The sequence below is a fragment of the Mesorhizobium ciceri biovar biserrulae genome (genome assembly GCF_001618845.1).
Lineage (GTDB): Bacteria > Pseudomonadota > Alphaproteobacteria > Rhizobiales > Rhizobiaceae > Mesorhizobium > Mesorhizobium ciceri.
The window spans coordinates 3,888,326-3,905,501 of the sequence record NZ_CP015064.1; the positions used below are offsets into that span (position 1 = coordinate 3,888,326).

Sequence of the window (17,176 nt, forward strand, 5' to 3'; positions counted from 1 at the left end):
CTCGGTCGACCTCTCCCCGAGGGGAGAGGAGACGGCCAGCGCTGGCGCCAGTCTCTTCTCCCCACCGGAGAGAAGGCGGCCGCGAAGCGGCCGGATGAGGGGGCATCTTTACTGCCATGAAGATGCTTCGCAAATTCGCTGTTGGAGCGGCAGGGTGCGCCGGCATCCTCGCCCTTTCCGCCGCGTCCCTCTGGGAACTCGACCGCGCCTTCCCGCCCCCGCTTCCAGCCGAACTCACGGTCTCCACCGAAGTCCAGGACCGCGATGGCCAGTTGTTGCGCGCCTTCGCCACGCCGGACGGCTACTGGCGGCTCGAAACCCGGCTCGACCAGGTCGACAAGCAATTCGTCGACATGCTGGTCACCTATGAAGACAAACGTTTCTGGGACCATGAGGGCGTCGACGTGCTGGCGCTGGCGCGCGCCGCCGGCCAGTTCGCCACCAGCGGCCACATCGTTTCCGGCGGCTCGACGCTTTCGATGCAGCTTGCCCGGCTGATCGAGCCGCGCGAAAGCCGCAGCCTCGGCTCCAAGATCAAGCAGATGCTGCGCGCCATCCAGATCGAACGGCGGCTGTCGAAACGCGAAATCCTCGAACGCTACCTGACGCTGGCGCCCTATGGCGGCAATCTGGAAGGCGTGCGCGCCGCCTCGCTGGCCTATTTCGGCAAGGAGCCGAAACGGCTCACCGTTTCCGAATCCGCCCTGCTCGTCGCCCTGCCGCAGCTGCCGGAAAAGCGGCGGCCCGACCGCAATTTGAAGATCGCCCACGCCGCCCGCGACCGGGTGCTGACCCGCATGGTCTCCTCCCGCCTGCTCGGCGAGCGCGAGGCCGCGCGTGCCGCCCTCGACGATGTGTCGGGCCTGCGCCGTACCCTGCCGGCCCTCGCTGCGCATGCAGCCTATGCGATGCTGCCCAAGGCCGTCCCCGGCCAGCCCTTGCAACTGACGATCCGCAAGAGCGTCCAGGAAGGGTTGGAACAGGTGGCGAGGGACGCCGCCACCAAGCTCGGCCCTCGCCTGTCGGTCGCCATGATGCTGGCCGATTCCCGCACCGGCGACATTCTCGGCGAAGTCGGCTCGGCCAATTTCTTCGACGCCAGCCGCTCCGGCTGGATCGACATGACAAAGATCGTCCGCTCGCCCGGCTCGACGCTGAAGCCGTTCATCTACGGTCTTGCCTTCGAACAGGGCCTGGTGGCGCAGGAGACGCTGATCGATGACAGCCCTGTCGATTTCTCCGGCTACCGGCCGAAGAATTTCGACATGGGCTACCAGGGCGATGTCAGCATCCGGCAAGCGCTGCAACTGTCGCTCAACGTGCCGGCGATCCGCGTGCTCGACGCGGTCGGGCCAACGCGGCTGATGGCGCGCTTCCGCCAGGCCGGCGTCAGCCCCATACTGCCGGTCAACGAGGCGCCGGGCCTGGCCATCGGCCTTGGCGGCGTAGGCGTCACGCTGCGCGACCTCGTCCAGCTCTACACAGGGCTCGCCAATGGCGGCAAGACGCACACGCTGCATGACGGCACCGAGCCGGCCAATGCCGAGCGCACCAGCGCCACCATCCTCGACGGTCAGGCCAACTGGCAGATCATCGACATACTGTCGGGCGTCAAGCCGCCCGAGGGTGCCCTGCAGCGCGGCATTGCCTACAAGACCGGCACGTCCTACGGGTACCGCGACGCGTGGTCGGTCGGCTTCGACGGCCGCTATGTGCTCGGTGTCTGGGTCGGCCGTCCCGACGCCGGCGCGGTGCCCGGACTGTCCGGTTATGTCTCGGCCGCTCCCATCCTGTTCGACGGTTTTGTCCGCTCGGGCCTGGTCGCCGTCCCCTTGCCGGGCAAGCCGCCCGGACTGTTCAGCCCCAGGCGCGAGGACCTGCCGGTGACGCTCGCCCGCTTCGGCGCCGGAGCGGACGGTCTGGTGCAGGCGACAGTGACCGAACCCGCACCGACCATCATCTTCCCGCCCGACGGCGCCCGCGTCGATCTCGGCACCAATTCGGTCGACGCCTCGCCGCTGGTGCTGAAACTGCAAGGCGGCCGTGCGCCGTTCCGCTGGCTGGCCAACGGCAAGCCGCTGGTGGGCATCGACCGTCGCCGCACCGCGACCTGGCAGCCCGACGGCGCTGGCTATTCGACGCTGACCGTCATCGACGCCGCGGGACGTGCGGCGAGCGTGAAGGTGTTTGTCGAATAGACGGCTGCAAGCGATTCGTGGAATTGGCTTTCCACAGGCTCAGCGGATAGCAGGATACTCACCCATGCCTGTTCCGAGGCACCCCCCTCTGGCCGGCCGGCGATCTCCCCCGCAAGGAGGGCGATCGGATGTCCTTGCCGCTTTCGCCAGTTATCAATGGTGGAGCAGGACGCCAAAGCTGCCAATCTCCCCCCTTGCGGGGGAGATGCCTGGCAAGGCAGAGGGGGGTGCCTCGCGCGATCCTTTCCTGTCGGCAGCCTCAGCACTGGCAGCAACAATCCTTGTCACGGCAATCACCCTCCCTGCTCTCGCTGACCCCGCCGGCTTTGTCCGGCTCGCCGATGTCGACCCCTCGATCCGCCAGGACATCCGCTACGCCGGATCGGATAATTTTCTGCACCGCAAGGTGAACGGCTATGACGCCCCGGTCTGCATCCTCACCGAGGATGCGGCGAAGGCACTCTCCGCCATCCAGAAAGCGATCGCGGCCAAACGCCTGACCCTGGTGGTGTTCGATTGCTACCGCCCTGCCCGCGCCGTCGCCGACATGGGCGAATGGACAAAACAGGGCGGGCCGCCCGATCCGCAATGGTATCCGGAGGTCAGGCGCAGCGACCTGATCGCCAAGGGCTATGTCGGAGAGTTGTCGACCCATTCACGTGGCTCGACCGTCGACGTCGCCGTCGCCCGGATGGACCGCAGGTCCAGCCCGAACCCGGCCTGCGGCACCGGGGATGCCGACACGCTCGATTTCGGTACCGGTTTCGACTGCTTTGATTCAATGAGCGAAACCGCATACCGCGGCCCTGCCAGTGAAGCGGCGGCAAACCGCAAGATGCTTGTTGACGCCATGCGCGCGGGCGGCTTCAAGAACTATGCAAGGGAATGGTGGCACTTCACGCTGAAAAGCGAACCGTTCGCCAAACAGCGTTTCGACTTTCCCATCACCGCCGATTGAGGCACCGGATCAAATTCCACACCTTGCCTCGGCACTACCCATTGCTAGATAGGCTGAGTGGCAGAGCCATGGATTCTTCCTTTGGCCGCAAGAGGAAAATATTTCTCCAAAGGACGAAATGGCGCCGAACATTTTCTCAAGAGGGGCAAAAAAGGCAACATTGAATGCATCTAATTTCTACCAATTCGGTAGATTTGGCGCGGGTTCAACGGAGGCAGAAATGACCAAACCTCATTTCAGGAAACTGCTCGGCGCACTGGTCGCCACATCTGTCCAGTTCGGCACGCTCGGTTTCGCGTTTGCCGATACCACCATTCTCAACGTCTCCTACGATCCGACACGCGAGCTCTACAAGGCCTATGACGAAGCTTTCGTCGCCCATTGGAAGGCCGAGACCGGAGAGACGGTCACCGTCCAGCAGTCGCATGGCGGATCGGGCGCCCAGGCCCGCGCCGTGATCGACGGCCTCGACGCCGATGTGGTGACGCTGGCACTCGAAGGCGACATCAATGCCATCGTCTCGAAGTCGAAGAAGATCAATCCGGACTGGCGCACCAAATTCGAAAACAATTCGGCGCCCTACACCTCAACCATCATCTTCCTCGTGCGCAAGGGCAATCCCAAGGGCATTCACGACTGGAGCGACCTCGTCAAGGACGGTGTCCAGGTGATCACGCCCAATCCCAAGACGTCCGGCGGCGCGCGCTGGAACTATCTCGCCGCATGGGCCTACGCCAACGCCAATGACGGCGGCGACGAGACCAAGACCAAGGAGTTCGTCGGCAAGCTCTACGCCAATGCCCCGGTGCTCGACACCGGCGCGCGCGGCTCGACCGTGACCTTCGCGCAAAAGGGTCTCGGCGATGTGCTTATCGCCTGGGAAAACGAGGCCTATCTGGCGCTCGACGAGTTCGGTGCCGACAATTTCGACATTGTCTACCCGCCGACCTCCATCCTGGCAGAACCGCCGGTGGCGGTGGTCGACGCCAATGTCGATGCCAAGGGCACGCGCAAGATCGCCGAAGCCTATCTGAGCTGGCTCTATTCCAAGGAAGCGCAGACGATCATCGCCAAGAACCATTATCGTCCTGCCAAGCCCGATCTGGTGCCGGCCGAGGACCTCGCCAAGCTGCCGCCGATCAAACTTGTAACCATCGACGATCCACAGTTTGGTGGCTGGAAAAAAGCACAGCCTTATCATTTCGGCGATGGTGGTATATTCGACCAGATCTACAAGCCCCAGTAAGCAGTCGATATTCAGGACGACATGACCACAGCACCCGCCCAAGCGGGGTGGCGATTCAGGCAGCCGAGCGTCATTCCGGGTTTCGGATTGACGCTCGGCTTCTCGCTTGCCTACCTCACCCTCATCATTCTCATCCCGCTATCCGGGCTGCTCTGGCGCTCGGCCGCCCTTGGCTGGCCTGAATTCTGGGCGATCGCCACCGATCGCCGCACCATCAATGCGCTGAGAATCAGCTTCGGCACTGCCTTCGTCGCGGCTGCTGTCAACGTCGTCTTCGGCACGCTGGTCGCATGGGTGCTGGTGCGTTACCGCTTCCCCGGCCGCCGCATCGTCGATGCCATGGTCGATCTGCCCTTCGCCTTGCCGACGGCTGTGGCCGGCATCGCGCTGACCACGCTCTACGCGCCGAACGGCTGGATCGGCAAATTGCTGATGCCGCTCGGCATCAAGGTCGCCTATACCCCGCTGGGTATCGTCATCGCGCTGATCTTCATCGGCCTGCCCTTCGTCGTGCGCACCGTGCAGCCGATCATGGAGGAGATCGACAAGGAAGTGGAGGAAGCCGCGGCCACCCTTGGCGCCAATCGTTTCCAGATCATCACCCGCATCCTGTTTCCGGGCCTGGCGCCGGCCATCGTCACCGGCTTCGCGCTCGCCTTCGCGCGCGGCGTCGGCGAATACGGCTCGGTCATCTTCATCGCCGGCAACTTGCCCTACAAATCAGAGATCGCGCCGCTGCTGATCGTCATCCGGCTGGAGGAATACAATTACCCGGCGGCAACCGCGATTGCGGCGATCATGCTCGCCCTGTCATTCATCATGCTTTTGGTCGTCAATCTCGCACAGTCGTGGAGCCGCAAGCGCTATGGCTGATCCGGAGATCAAATCCTACGAACCGCACCATGAAAGCCAATCGGCGGCGGTCACGGAAAGCCGCCCGGCGCGCCTGGCCCTGATGGCCGTCGCCTTTGCCTTCCTCGGCATTTTCCTGCTCTTGCCGCTGATCATCGTCTTCAACGAAGCCTTCGCCAAGGGCATCGGTGCCTACACCGAAGCGCTCGGCAATCCCGACACACGCTCGGCGATCCGGCTGACGCTGCTGGTCGCCGCGATCTCGGTACCGCTCAACATTGTGTTCGGCATCTCCGCCGCCTGGGCGATCGCCAAGTTCGAGTTCAAGGGCAAGGCCTTCCTGACCACGCTGATCGACCTTCCCTTCTCGGTCTCCCCGGTCATATCGGGCCTCGTCTATGTGCTTCTGTTCGGCGCCCAGGGGCTGCTCGGCACCTGGCTGAAAGCGCATGGCATCGTCATCCTGTTTGCCGTGCCGGGCATCGTGCTGGCCACAATCTTCGTCACCTTCCCCTTCGTCGCCCGCGAGTTGATCCCGCTGATGCAGGAGCAAGGCAATGGCGACGAGGAGGCAGCGCTTTCGCTTGGCGCCAATGGTTGGCAGACCTTCTGGTACGTGACCTTGCCCAACGTCAAATGGGGGCTGCTCTACGGCGTGCTCCTGTGCAATGCGCGCGCCATGGGCGAGTTCGGCGCGGTCTCGGTGGTGTCGGGCCATATACGCGGCCTGACCAACACCATGCCGCTGCATGTCGAAATCCTCTATAACGAGTACAACGCCGTCGGCGCCTTCGCCGTCGCTTCATTGCTGGCGGGCCTGGCGCTCGTCACGCTGGTCTTGAAAACACTTCTCGAGATGCGCTACGGCGCCGAGATCGCCGCGACGCGCGGACACTGACAGAGGGATTTGCATGGAAGTTCGCGTTGCCAACGTGCGCAAGGAGTTTGACCGGTTTCCGGCCCTCCACGACGTGTCGCTCGATATCAAGTCGGGCGAACTGATCGCGTTGCTGGGGCCGTCCGGCTCCGGCAAGACGACGCTGCTCAGGCTGATCGCCGGACTGGAGCGGCCGACGCGCGGAAACATCTTCTTCGGCGACGAGGACGCCTCGCACAAGTCGATCCAGGATCGCAATGTCGGCTTTGTCTTCCAGCACTATGCGCTGTTCCGGCACATGACGGTGGCCGACAATATCGGCTTCGGCCTGAAGGTCCGGCACGGGCCGTCGCGCCCCCCGGCGCAGGAGATCCGCCGCCGCGCCTCCGAGCTTCTGGATCTTGTCCAGCTGTCGGGGCTGGAAAAGCGCTATCCGGCGCAGCTTTCCGGCGGCCAGCGGCAGCGCGTGGCGCTGGCGCGGGCCATGGCCATCGAACCCAAGGTGCTGCTGCTCGACGAACCGTTCGGCGCGCTTGACGCGCAGGTGCGCCGGGAATTGCGCCGCTGGCTGCGCGAAATCCATGACGCCACCGGCCACACCACCGTCTTCGTCACCCACGACCAGGAAGAGGCGCTGGAGCTTGCCGACCGCGTCGTGGTGATGAGCCAGGGTCGCATCGAGCAGGTCGGCACCGCCGACGACATCTACGACACGCCGAACTCGCCCTTCGTCTACGGCTTCATCGGTGAATCGAGCTCGCTTCCCGTCAAAGTCGAGAATGGCGAGATCTGGCTCGCCGACCGTCCGATCGGGCTTGCCGCGCCCAACGAGCCCTCGGGCGATGCGACGCTCTACTTCCGCCCGCACGATGTCGAATTGCTGGACGGCTGCAGCGGCTGCATCGCCGGCACGGTCGCCGCCAGCCGGCGCGTCGCCGGCACGCGCCGGGTCGAGCTTGAAATCGGTGGTGAGCGTCAGCGGGTCGAAATCGAGTTGCCGGTCGATCATCCCGCGGCGCAAAAAAGCCGGGTGGCGTTCCGCCCCGGCCGCTGGAAGCTTTTTCCGGCGGCTTGATTCTCGGCTCAAGCGCTACGCCAACCGGTTTTCGGCCTTCAGATTCCTGATCCGGGTGAACTCTCCCGTGTTGGGCTGCGGTTGTTGCGAAACAGCTTCGCCTCCTTGGGCGGCGTTGTTGAATGACGGTTCTGGGGCATGGCGGCAGCTCTTTGTATATGCCTTTTGTATATGCCATGCAGCACCGCAAACAAGGCGCAGAAAAACTCCGACGAAGGTAGCCATCTCCTGGAACAGAATTCCAACAGGTGCCAACTTAGGCGATATATTTTCCCACGAGGAGGCCGCGAACCGACAGCGCATGCCTCGTCGCGCATGATACGTCACGGCTATGGTCCGACCATCAACGCATTGCATCGGAGCCTGTTTTCATGAAACGATTTTTCCTCGGGCTTGCCACCGTCGCCGGCCTGTTCCTTGCATCCTCCCAAGCCTGGTCGGCCGACAAACTGCTCAACGCATCCTATGATGTCGGCCGCGAACTGTTCGTGCAGGTCAACAAGGCTTTCATCGCCCAGCATCCGGGCGTCACCGTCGACCAGTCGCATGCCGGCACTTCGGCGCAGGCACGCGCCATCGCCGAGGGTCTTGGCGCCGACGTTGTTACCTTCAACCAGGTCATCGACATCGACTTCCTGGTCAAGAAGGGCCTCGTCTCGGCCGACTGGCAGAAGGATTTTCCCGATAACGCCTCGCCCTTCTACTCGCTGCCTTCGTTCCTTGTCCGCGCGGGCAACCCCAAGCATATCAAGGACTGGAACGATCTCGTGCGCGACGACGTGCAGGTGATTTTCCCAAATCCGAAAACCTCCGGCAATGCGCGCTACACCTATCTGGCGGCCACCGCCTACGCCAAGGAAGCCTTCAAGGGCGACGACGCCAAGGTGAAGGAATTCATCACCAAGCTGTTCAACAACGTGCCGATTTTCGACACCGGCGGCCGCGCCGCGACCACCACCTTCGTGCAGCGCGAGATCGGTGATGTGCTGATCACCTTCGAGTCGGAGACGCGCGGCATCCGCAAGGAGTATGGCGACGACAAGTTCGAGCAGGTTACGCCTTCGGTCAGCCTGCTGGCCGAATTCCCGGTCGCCATCGTCGACAAGGTTGCCGACGATCACGGCACGCGCGATCTGGCCAAGACCTATCTCGACTTCCTCTACACACCGGAGGGCCAGGACATCGCCGCCCGCAACGGCCTCAGAGCCCGCGACGCCGCTGTGGCGGCGAAATACAAGGCCGATTTCCCCGATGTCCGGCTGCTGACGGTGGAAGACGTTTTCGGCGGCTGGGACAAGGTGCAGAAAGAGCATTTCGCCGCCGGCGGCCTGCTCGACCAGACCTACGGCAGCCGCTGAGGCAGCGATACCTGCACAGCAGACGAAAAAGCCGGCGCGCTGCCGGCTTTTTTCGTTTTTGAACGCCGATAACCTGGTTATCAGCGGAATATCCGCGTTCTCAGTGCAAAACGTTACAAAGAATCAACGCGTTTATGCCTAACGTGCAATTTGGTGGCTGTTTCGCGAAACATCATCGCGCGGCGAAGACGTCATTATTTGCACACAAACAGTCGCCAGATGCGGGTGGTTGGGGCTTTTATGGGTTGATCTGGGCATGCTGACAAAAAAAGGCAAATACGGCCTCAAGGCCCTCGTGCATCTGTCTGGCCTGCCGGCCGGCCAATTGGCCTTCGTCAATGACATCGCTGTAGCCAACAATATCCCGAAGAAATTCCTCGATGCCATCCTGGGCGAGTTGCGCAATGCCGGCTTCGTCCAGAGCCGCAAAGGCAAGGAAGGCGGCTACCGCCTTGCCCGGCCGGCCTCCGAAATCAAGATCGGCCATGTCGTGCGCGTGCTTGACGGGCCGCTGGCGCCGATCCCTTGCGCCAGCCGCACGCAGTATCAACGCTGCGAGGATTGCGACGAGGCGACCTGCCAGGTCCGCCACATGATGCTGGAGGTGCGGCAGGCAATCGCCGAAGTGCTGGATAATCGCAGCCTCGCCGCCATGCGCGATGCCGACAATGACGATTTCCCGGTCGAGCTGACGTCGCAGATCTAAGCCACCGACTTCAAGCTGATCGCGTTCAGATAGAGATTCCTGCATTGAAGGAGAGGTTCTCCAAATCTCGGGTTGCGAAGCTCGAAATCACGGAGAACCTCATGCAGTTTTGGCCTATCCGTTCACATTAGACGCAGCCTCGAATACAGCGCGTGCGGACGTCGTACCCGCTACGTGCTCCGTACCCGCCACACCGAGGTCCATCCATCCCGCATTCACGGCCTCGAACATTTCTTCGGCAGGTCCGGAGTGACCCTTCGGGATGCCGAATTGCTCGAACGCTTCCGCCCACCCCGCACGCGGAATTGCAAAGGCTTTCACGGCGAGATTCAGGACTTCACCCAACTGCTCGGCGACTTCATCCGCGGTGACCATCGAACCGATCTCGACGATGCGCTGCCCTGACCACGTCGACCCGGTCAAAAGGGTTGCGACCTCTGCGCCGATGTCGTTCGTCGCAACCATGGTCGATTTCCGGTTTGTCGGATTGTAGTAGACCGGCAGCATTCCGCCCTGCGCGACCTGCAAGCCGTAGAGGAAATTTTCGAAGAATCCCCCCGCGCGCACAAATGCGGTTGGCGATGTCAGGCCGCGAAACCCTTGCTCCAGAAGCGACAAGGCCGCGATCACCCCGTGCCCGCTTGTTCTGTTCGCACCCATCGACGAAAGCGCAACCACTCGCGGCGGCGCTGCCTTGGTCAAAGCCTCGACATAGCTAGCAATCACGCTCCTCGCTTCTTTGTAATCGGGCGACGGCGCCCAGATAGGGGGCAACATGACGAACGCGCCTTCGACGCCTTTGAGGGCTCGCTCGATGGCTGCCGAATCATTCCAGTCGCCGTCTACCAGTTCCACGCCCTGGTTCGCCCAATTGGCCGCCTTGTCGCGATTGCGGACGAGTGCGCGTACCTCCTTGCCGTGCGCCAGCAGATGCTCTGCCGTTGCGCCGCCAACTTTTCCCGTGATTCCCATTACTAGGAACATGTGTTTTCTCCTGATGTCGGGGGACAGAGCTGCCCCTGTTGGTTCAATGGATGAGCGGCAGAATGGCCCGGATACGGGGATCGCGGAGATAGAGGCCGCCCCAGGTCATCGCGCCCAGAAGCAGGGAGATGATTTCCGGCGGCGACCCCAACTCACCGATGCGGAGATGGGCGCAGATGGCACCTCCCAAAAAGCCCGTCACCAGGATCGCGCCGAGGACGGCGGTGACCGGGATGGCGTAGAGGATGGCGCAGGCGAGGATGATCGGACCCACGACACGGGTCAGGTCCATCGCAAACCCGGTTTCCTGCAACATGCTGGCGATCTGTGCCGGCGCGAAAAGCTGAACAGTGCCATCTGCCGTCAGGGCGATGACGACAAACGCGCTCATGATCCGGCCGGCCCACAGGGCGCGATGCAAGATCATAATTTCCGGTGTCTGATGCAGGTTCACAGTTTCGGACACTTGTCATTCTCCGATGGGGAGATCCCATATTCGAAGCTTACTGTGCCTCTCAACTGTGATAAATGCCGAGGAAATGAACCAACTGTTCTCTTTTTGGGGAACAATCCGAGGCACAAAAATGCAGAATCTCGAACCCATCCTCATTTTCACAACGGTCGCGGAAATGGGGAGCTTCACCCGCGCGGCCGATAGCCTGGGCATCCAAAAGGGGAGAGCCTCAACGGCGGTCCGCAAGCTGGAAGAAGATGTGGGTGTCAGGCTTCTGCACCGGACGACGCGCAGCGTGCGGTTGACGGAGGACGGACGCGCATTTCATGCCCGCGCCCGCGATCTGCTTGCTGAAGTCGATGATCTGCACTCGATGTTCGCAGGCGACCGCGTGGCACTTCGCGGCCGTTTGCGGGTCGACCTTCCGACCGAAGTGGCGCGCACAACGATCGTACCGGCTTTGCCGGATTTCATGGCGGCTCACCCCGAGTTGGAGCTGGAGGTGTCGAGTACGGATCGGCAAGTCGATCTGGTTCAAGAGGGGTTCGATTGTGTATTGCGGCTTGGACCCATTCGCGACGAGACCCTGATTGCCCGCCCGTTGGGCCTGTTGCGCATGGCCAACGCAGCCAGTCCCGCCTATCTGGCGCGCTATGGCGTGCCTCGATCGCTGGAAGATCTCCAGCGTCAGGAACATAGGGCAATTCATTTTTCGACGCTGCTGGGCGCGCGACCCTATGGATGGGAATATCCGGACGGCGACAGCTACGCGACGCTTCAGTTGCCAGGTGCGCTACACGTCAACAGCGCACAGACCTACGAAGCAGCGGCCCTCGCCGGCCTCGGCCTGATCCAGGCGCCACTCTTGGGCATTGGCCGATACTTGGAGAGTGGAGCGCTTGTCGAGATCCTACCCGATTTTCGTCGCCGGCCGCTCGCCGTGTCCCTCGTCGTCGCACATCGGAGCAATCTATCGCGCCGGGTCCGCGCGTTCATGAAATGGATCGAAGATGTGCTGACGCCATATATGGAATAGCGATACGACTATCTTCGTCCGGCCCTCGAAATCAACACTTCGTAAGCGGCGCGCTTGTCTCAAGTCTAGGGCAAGCGAAATCTGCAGAAGTCTTGAGCGCGGACATGACCTTGCACGGCCCAAGCCGACGCAGTAAAGCGGGGTTCGAAGAACGGGCTGGACCGATGAGGCTGTGGTGGTTAGAAAAATCCCGCAAGGCCGCCCGCAAGCTGCCATCGGCAGCCAGTTTCCGCACTGAAATCATCGCAGACGTCTTCGTCCCGGAACGGGCGGAGGATGTACGCTTCTTCAGCCGCAAGCTGGTTCGCCCTGGCCGGCTTCGCCGCTTTTCCAACAAGGATCTTCGCGAAGGCCTGCTGTCTATCTTCTATCTCGTGGTGGCGGCGGCACTGCCGGTGCGGTGGTGGGCGCCGATCTGCGGCCGCGTATCGAGGTTTCGCCTCAAGCGCCATATGCGCAAGGAATTCCCGGCCTACGCTGCCGCCACGCTCGCGGTGCTGGGCGATGGTATCGATGCACGCAAGCTGTTCGAGGGATTGCTGGCAGCGCGCCACCGCCGCCGCTTGCAGCTCGCCGCTCATCTGGTGGCCGGCCGCTGGTCGCCGACGATCCGGCTGGAGGGGCTGGCGGGGCTGCGGTCGGCCTTGCAGCGCGGCCACGGCGCCATCCTCTGGTGCGATCAGTTCACCGCCCAGACCATCATCGGCAAGCGCGCGCTGTACGAGGCCGGTATCGAAGCGCATCAGGTGAGCGTCAACACCCACGGTATTTCCGAATCGGCGTTCGGCTTGCGTTTCCTCAATCCGCCGCTGATCGATGTCGAAAACCGGTTCCTGAAAAGCCGGGTCGTCTTTGGCCGCGACGACACCTATCAAGTCACCATCCGCATCCAGAAGATCCTGAAGCAGAATGGCGTGGTGACGATGACCAACACCGTCCACGCCGGCACGACCTTCACCGAGGCAGCCATGGGCGAAAGCGGCTGGACGCATCTCGCCTCGGCACCGGCGAATTTCGCCGCCAGGGGCAGGACCGCCCTGTTTGCCATGTCGACCTTCGAAGTGGTTCCCTTCATCGAATACCGGGCCGTGCTCAGCCCCGAGCTGACGCCGGAGGCATCTGTCAGCCCGGCAACGGACATGGCCAGGGATGGCGCCAAGAACATGACTGTGCAGGCGCACTACATCCTGCTCAAGCGCGACCGCCTGCTGGAAGCGCTGAAGCTCTACCCCGAGCAGATGCTGACGTGGTCCCGCCGGCAGCGGCTGACCGAGGTCTCGGACAGCATCGGCATCGGAATGGATGAAGGCTCATGACCGGCGTATCAGGCGGACCGCGGCGGCGACGAGCTCACCGACCGGGCGTGTGGCATTGAGTTTCGAGGCGCGCTCATCCGCAGCCGGCGGCTCGAGGATGGCGAACTGGCTGTCGACCAGGCTCGCCGGCATGAAGTGGCCCTTGCGGCTGCCGACGCGCTGCCTGGCCGTACCAGGGTCGATCTCCAGATAGAGGAAGACGATTTCCGGGCAGAAGCCGCTCAGCCGGTCGCGGTAGCTGCGCTTCAGCGCCGAGCAGGCGGCGACCACGCCGTTGCCCTGCCCCACCGACGCGGCGATGCGCTCGCCGATCGCGTTGAGCCAGCCTTCGCGCAGCTGATCGGTAAGCGGCTCGCCGCTTGCCATGCGTGCGACGTTTTCCGGAGGATGCAGCCTGTCGCCCTCGATAAAGGTAACGCCCAGAGCGGCGGCAAGCCCAATGCCCACCGCCGACTTGCCGCAGCCGGCGACGCCCATAACCACGATGGCCGGCACCGAGCCGGGGGCGCTCGTCGGCGCCTGTGCTGCCGCTTCGTCCACTGTCAGCGGCTTGCCGGCGCGCGGCCGTAGAGCAGCAGCATGGCGACGATGACGACACCGTAGATGATCTGCCGCCCCGCCTCCGGCATCTGCATGACCGACAAGATGGATTGCAGCAACGTGATGAGGATGACACCGGCGACAGTGCCGAGATAGGAGCCGCGCCCGCCCAGGATCGAGGTGCCGCCAAGCACCACCGCGGCGATCGACGGCAGCAGATAAGCGTCGCCCATCGACTGCGCCGCCTTGGAGGCATAGCCGGCCAGAAGCACGCCGCCGAAAGCCGAGAGCCCGCCGGAGACGGCGAAGGCGATCATCACCACGCGCCTTGTGTCGATGCCGGAGAGATAGGCCGCGCGCTCGCGGTTGCCGATGCCGTAGACGGTGCGGCCGAAGCCGGTCCGCGTCAGCACGAACACCATCGCGGCCCCGATCAGCGCCCAGATGATGACGGCGTTGGGCACGCCCGGAATGGCGAAACCGGTCGCCAGGTAGCGCATCGCGCCCGTCGCCGAATCCTGCGGCGAGAAGCCGCCGGTGTAGACCACCATCAGCCCTTGCGCGACAGCGTTGGTGGCCAATGTGATGATCATCGAGGGGATGCGCAGATAGGCGACGCCGATGCCGTTGACGACGCCGATCAGCATGCCGCAGATGATGCCGAACGGGATGGCCAACGCCACGCCGACCGGGCCGTACGCCGCCGCGGCGCAGGCCATCATGGCGCCCGCCGCCACCGCCCACGGCACCGACAGGTCGATCTGGCCGAGCAGGATGACCAGCATCATGCCTGTCGCGATGACGCCGAGGAATGAAGCCACCTTGAGCTGCTGCAGGAGATATTCAGGCGACAGGAAGCTTCTGGAGTAGAGGCTGCCGAAGAACAGCAAAAGCACGATGCAGGCAAAGGCCGTCAGCACCGCCGGATCGGCGCGGCGGATGAATCTGGGCATGCGGCCGGCAATGCCGCCAAGCGTCGTTTCGCTCACAGGAACCACTCCAGCCGGTTGCGGACCCGAAACAGGGCGAAGGCGCCGAGGCTGACGGCGACCAGCAGGATAACGCCCTGGAACAGCGGCTGCCAGAGCGGATCGAAATCGAAGACGAACAACAAGTCGCCGATCGTGCGGAAAGCCAGTGCGCCGAAGATGGCGCCGATGGCGCTGCCCTTGCCGCCGAACAGCGAAACCCCGCCGAGCACCACGGCGGCGATCGAAAACAGCGTGTAGGAGTTGCCGCTGGCATAGGCCGCCTCACCCGTATAGGTGAAGAAGGTCAGGAACAGTCCGCCGATCGCCGCCAGCAGGCCGGCCAGCGTGTAGGCGGCGAACTTGCCGCGCCGGATCGGCACACCCGACATGTAGGCCGCCGTCTCCGATGAGCCTGCCGCGTAGGCGGCGCGGCCAAGCACCGAGCGGCTGAACGGCACCCAGATCACCAGCACGATGGCCAGCAGCACGACGAGACTTGCCGGCACCACGCCGAACACACGGCCGGTCAGCGCATCGGCTAGGTCCTCATTGACCGAGCCGCCCGGAAATGGCCGCAGCAACAGGCCGATGCCGTAATAGACGGCGCCTGTGGCAATGGTGGCGACAATCGGCTGCAGCCGGCCATAGATGACGATGGCGCCGTTGATGGCGCCGCACAGCAGCCCCACCGCCAGCACGGCGATGACGCCGAGCGTCGTCTGCATCGGCGTTCCCACCACCAGCCACGAAGCCAGGCAGTTGGTGAGGAGAAAAATCATGCCGACGGACAGGTCGATGCCGGCGGTGATCACCACCAGCGTCTGCGCCATGGCGACGAAGGCGAGCAGCACGCCCTTGTTGGCCGCCGTCTGCACCACATTGGCGGTGAAGCCGGCCGGATGGTTCGAGGTGTAGATGACGAACATGACGATGAAGATGCCGAACGCCAGCAGCGTTCCGCGCTGCTCGGCCAGCCAGTAGCGCCAATCCTTCATGCGCCCACTCCCAGGCCCACCGGGCTCTCCTCGCCATGGATATTGAGCGCACTTGATATCAGCGCCCGCTCGGTGATCTCGGCGCCGACCAGCTCGCGCTTGACCGCTCCGTCGTAGAGCACAAGCACACGGTCGCAGCAGCCGATCAGCTCGTCATAGTCGGTCGAGTAGAACAGGATCGCAGCACCCGCGTCGGCCAGTTTGCGCATCAGCTGGTACAGCTCCTGCTTGGTGCCGACGTCGATGCCGCGCGTCGGATCGTTGAGCAGGATGATGCGCGGCTGGCGCATCAGCCATTTGGCGATGACCACCTTCTGCTGGTTGCCGCCCGAAAGCGCGCCGACCGGAATGTCGAGGCCCGCCGTCTTGATCGCCAAAAGACCGACCATGTCGTCGATCAGCCGCTGCTCGGCGGCACGGTCGATGATGCCGGCTTTCGACAACCGGTCGAGGGCGGCGAAGGACAGGTTCTCGCGCACCGTCATCGGCAGCATCAGCCCTTCGGTCTTGCGGTCCTCGGGAATGAGCGCCATGCCGATGCCGTCGTCGCGCGCAACGGATGGACTGGTGATCGACACAGGCTTGCCGTCGATCAGGATCTGGCCGCTGAGGCCGCGCAGCACGCCGAAGAAGGCGAGCAGCAATTCGCGCTGGCCCTGGCCGTCGAGGCCGCCAAGGCCGACCACCTCACCTGCCCTGACGGTCAGCGAGATGTCGTGCAGCCGGTCGGCCCATGAGAGCTTGCGGGCCTCGAGCCTGGGGGCCGCGGCGGCAGGCACGGCCGTCGGCTTGGGCGGAAAGATATGGCTGTATTCGCGGCCGATCATCAGTTCGACCACCTCATTGTCACTCTTCGAGCCGGCTGGATAGCTGGCGACATTGCGGCCGTTGCGGAACACCGTGCACTGATCCGCCAGTTCGGCGATCTCGTTCATGCGGTGCGAGATGTAAAGCAGCGCCAGCCCTTCCGAGCGCAGCCGCTTGAGCACCGCGAAGATCTTCGAGACATCCGCGGCAGTCAGCGCGGAGGTCGCCTCGTCGAGGATGAGGATGCGCGGCTTGCGTGCCAATGCCTTGGCGATCTCGACCATCTGCCGGCGCGACAATGGCAGGTCCTTGACCAGCGCCAGCGGGTGGATGTCGGCGGCGCCGGCACGAGCAAGTGCTTCTTCGGCGATGCGGCGCTGCGCCTTGCGGTCGATCATGCCGAAGCGTTTGGGCGGATCGGAAATGACGATGTTGTCGGCAACGCTTAGCTCGGGGACCAGCGACAGTTCCTGGAAGATGCAGACGATGCCGGCCTTGTTGGCGGCACCCGGAGAAGCGAAGGTCGCCTCGCGCCCGTCCAGCGTCATGCGGCCCTCATCGGGCGCCACGACACCTGCCATGACCTTGATCAGCGTCGACTTGCCGGCGCCGTTTTCGCCGAGAATGGCGTGGATGCTGCCGGCTTCGACAACAAGCTCGGCCTTCTCCAGCGCGCGTACACCGCCATAGCGCTTGGATATGCCTTCCATACGAAAGAGCGGAGCCGCACCGTCCATCGGCCCTCCCAGGGCGATTGTGGAATTGAGACAAACGCCGCGGCTCAAGCCGCGGCGCCAGGTGAC

General features: G+C 63.5%; 16 protein-coding genes. 10 read left to right on the forward strand and 6 right to left on the reverse strand.

Translation table 11 applies throughout. The annotated features are described in order from the left end of the window. Positions 1-116 precede the first annotated feature (116 nt). The 8 genes from pbpC (at position 117) to A4R29_RS18190 (ending at position 9,270) form a co-directional block, all read left to right on the forward strand. Complete coding sequence (gene pbpC, locus A4R29_RS18155) at positions 117-2,198, forward strand: penicillin-binding protein 1C (RefSeq protein ID WP_063172525.1); 2,082 nt, start codon at positions 117-119, stop codon at positions 2,196-2,198. 205 nt (positions 2,199-2,403) lie between these two features. Next, positions 2,404-3,156 carry a M15 family metallopeptidase gene (locus A4R29_RS18160; protein WP_244506839.1) on the forward strand — a complete coding sequence of 251 codons (753 nt, stop codon included), beginning with the start codon at positions 2,404-2,406 and terminating at the stop codon, positions 3,154-3,156. Between the two features lie 220 nt (positions 3,157-3,376). Next, on the forward strand, positions 3,377-4,402 hold the full coding sequence (locus tag A4R29_RS18165; protein ID WP_013530876.1) for a sulfate ABC transporter substrate-binding protein: 1,026 nt from the start codon (positions 3,377-3,379) through the stop codon (positions 4,400-4,402). Between the two features lie 21 nt (positions 4,403-4,423). Further along, positions 4,424-5,275, forward strand: a complete 852-nt coding sequence (cysT, locus tag A4R29_RS18170) for a sulfate ABC transporter permease subunit CysT (protein ID WP_013530875.1) — start codon at positions 4,424-4,426, stop codon at positions 5,273-5,275. After that, positions 5,268-6,152: a sulfate ABC transporter permease subunit CysW gene (cysW, locus tag A4R29_RS18175; protein ID WP_013530874.1), complete on the forward strand. Its 885-nt coding sequence runs from the start codon at positions 5,268-5,270 to the stop codon at positions 6,150-6,152. Before cysT ends, cysW begins: the two co-directional genes overlap by 8 nt. A gap of 13 nt (positions 6,153-6,165) precedes the next feature. Next, complete coding sequence (locus A4R29_RS18180) at positions 6,166-7,206, forward strand: sulfate/molybdate ABC transporter ATP-binding protein (protein ID WP_013530873.1); 1,041 nt, start codon at positions 6,166-6,168, stop codon at positions 7,204-7,206. A 371-nt stretch (positions 7,207-7,577) separates the two neighbouring features. Further along, on the forward strand, positions 7,578-8,564 hold the full coding sequence (locus A4R29_RS18185) for a sulfate ABC transporter substrate-binding protein (protein ID WP_013530872.1): 987 nt from the start codon (positions 7,578-7,580) through the stop codon (positions 8,562-8,564). Between the two features lie 256 nt (positions 8,565-8,820). Further along, a complete protein-coding gene (locus tag A4R29_RS18190) occupies positions 8,821-9,270 on the forward strand; it encodes an RrF2 family transcriptional regulator (RefSeq protein ID WP_013530871.1) in 450 nt (149 codons plus the stop codon). Between the two features lie 114 nt (positions 9,271-9,384). Here A4R29_RS18190 and A4R29_RS18195 read toward each other — a convergent pair whose 3' ends face one another. After that, a complete protein-coding gene (locus tag A4R29_RS18195; RefSeq protein ID WP_063172526.1) occupies positions 9,385-10,254 on the reverse strand; it encodes an NmrA family NAD(P)-binding protein in 870 nt (289 codons plus the stop codon). 43 nt (positions 10,255-10,297) lie between these two features. Next, a complete protein-coding gene (locus A4R29_RS18200; protein WP_063172527.1) occupies positions 10,298-10,720 on the reverse strand; it encodes a DoxX family protein in 423 nt (140 codons plus the stop codon). Between the two features lie 118 nt (positions 10,721-10,838). Here A4R29_RS18200 and A4R29_RS18205 point away from each other — a divergent pair, with 118 nt between their 5' ends. Both A4R29_RS18205 and A4R29_RS18210 read left to right on the forward strand, forming a co-directional pair. After that, entirely contained in the window at positions 10,839-11,744 is a 906-nt protein-coding gene (locus A4R29_RS18205; protein WP_063172528.1) for a LysR family transcriptional regulator, read from the forward strand. 164 nt (positions 11,745-11,908) lie between these two features. After that, positions 11,909-13,060 (forward strand): hypothetical protein, encoded by a 1,152-nt coding sequence (locus A4R29_RS18210; RefSeq protein ID WP_063172529.1) that lies wholly within the window; start codon positions 11,909-11,911, stop codon positions 13,058-13,060. Here the strand turns inward: A4R29_RS18210 and A4R29_RS18215 are convergent. Genes A4R29_RS18215 through A4R29_RS18230 form a run of 4 tightly spaced genes read right to left on the reverse strand, consistent with a single transcriptional unit; the run spans position 13,055 to position 17,110 of the window. Beyond that, on the reverse strand, positions 13,055-13,600 hold the full coding sequence (locus tag A4R29_RS18215; protein WP_063172530.1) for a gluconokinase: 546 nt from the start codon (positions 13,598-13,600) through the stop codon (positions 13,055-13,057). The genes A4R29_RS18210 and A4R29_RS18215 overlap by 6 nt on opposite strands. A gap of 2 nt (positions 13,601-13,602) precedes the next feature. Beyond that, positions 13,603-14,589 carry an ABC transporter permease gene (locus A4R29_RS18220; protein ID WP_013530866.1) on the reverse strand — a complete coding sequence of 329 codons (987 nt, stop codon included), beginning with the start codon at positions 14,587-14,589 and terminating at the stop codon, positions 13,603-13,605. Next, a complete protein-coding gene (locus tag A4R29_RS18225) occupies positions 14,586-15,566 on the reverse strand; it encodes an ABC transporter permease (protein ID WP_013530865.1) in 981 nt (326 codons plus the stop codon). Before A4R29_RS18225 ends, A4R29_RS18220 begins: the two co-directional genes overlap by 4 nt. Next, positions 15,563-17,110: a sugar ABC transporter ATP-binding protein gene (locus A4R29_RS18230; protein ID WP_063172531.1), complete on the reverse strand. Its 1,548-nt coding sequence runs from the start codon at positions 17,108-17,110 to the stop codon at positions 15,563-15,565. Before A4R29_RS18230 ends, A4R29_RS18225 begins: the two co-directional genes overlap by 4 nt. Between the last annotated feature and the right edge of the window lie 66 nt (positions 17,111-17,176).

Excerpts from the sequence above, each read along its gene's own strand:
- pbpC (WP_063172525.1), top strand. The coding sequence starts at position 117 with ATGAAGATGCTTCGCAAATTCGCTGTTGGAGCGGCAGGGTGCGCCGGC.
- A4R29_RS18160 (WP_244506839.1), top strand. The coding sequence starts at position 2,404 with ATGCCTGGCAAGGCAGAGGGGGGTGCCTCGCGCGATCCTTTCCTGTCG.
- A4R29_RS18165 (WP_013530876.1), top strand. The coding sequence starts at position 3,377 with ATGACCAAACCTCATTTCAGGAAACTGCTCGGCGCACTGGTCGCCACA.
- cysT (WP_013530875.1), top strand. The coding sequence starts at position 4,424 with ATGACCACAGCACCCGCCCAAGCGGGGTGGCGATTCAGGCAGCCGAGC.
- cysW (WP_013530874.1), top strand. The coding sequence starts at position 5,268 with ATGGCTGATCCGGAGATCAAATCCTACGAACCGCACCATGAAAGCCAA.
- A4R29_RS18180 (WP_013530873.1), top strand. The coding sequence starts at position 6,166 with ATGGAAGTTCGCGTTGCCAACGTGCGCAAGGAGTTTGACCGGTTTCCG.
- A4R29_RS18185 (WP_013530872.1), top strand. The coding sequence starts at position 7,578 with ATGAAACGATTTTTCCTCGGGCTTGCCACCGTCGCCGGCCTGTTCCTT.
- A4R29_RS18190 (WP_013530871.1), top strand. The coding sequence starts at position 8,821 with ATGCTGACAAAAAAAGGCAAATACGGCCTCAAGGCCCTCGTGCATCTG.
- A4R29_RS18195 (WP_063172526.1), bottom strand. The coding sequence starts at position 10,254 with ATGTTCCTAGTAATGGGAATCACGGGAAAAGTTGGCGGCGCAACGGCA.
- A4R29_RS18205 (WP_063172528.1), top strand. The coding sequence starts at position 10,839 with ATGCAGAATCTCGAACCCATCCTCATTTTCACAACGGTCGCGGAAATG.
- A4R29_RS18210 (WP_063172529.1), top strand. The coding sequence starts at position 11,909 with ATGAGGCTGTGGTGGTTAGAAAAATCCCGCAAGGCCGCCCGCAAGCTG.
- A4R29_RS18225 (WP_013530865.1), bottom strand. The coding sequence starts at position 15,566 with ATGAAGGATTGGCGCTACTGGCTGGCCGAGCAGCGCGGAACGCTGCTG.
- A4R29_RS18230 (WP_063172531.1), bottom strand. The coding sequence starts at position 17,110 with ATGGACGGTGCGGCTCCGCTCTTTCGTATGGAAGGCATATCCAAGCGC.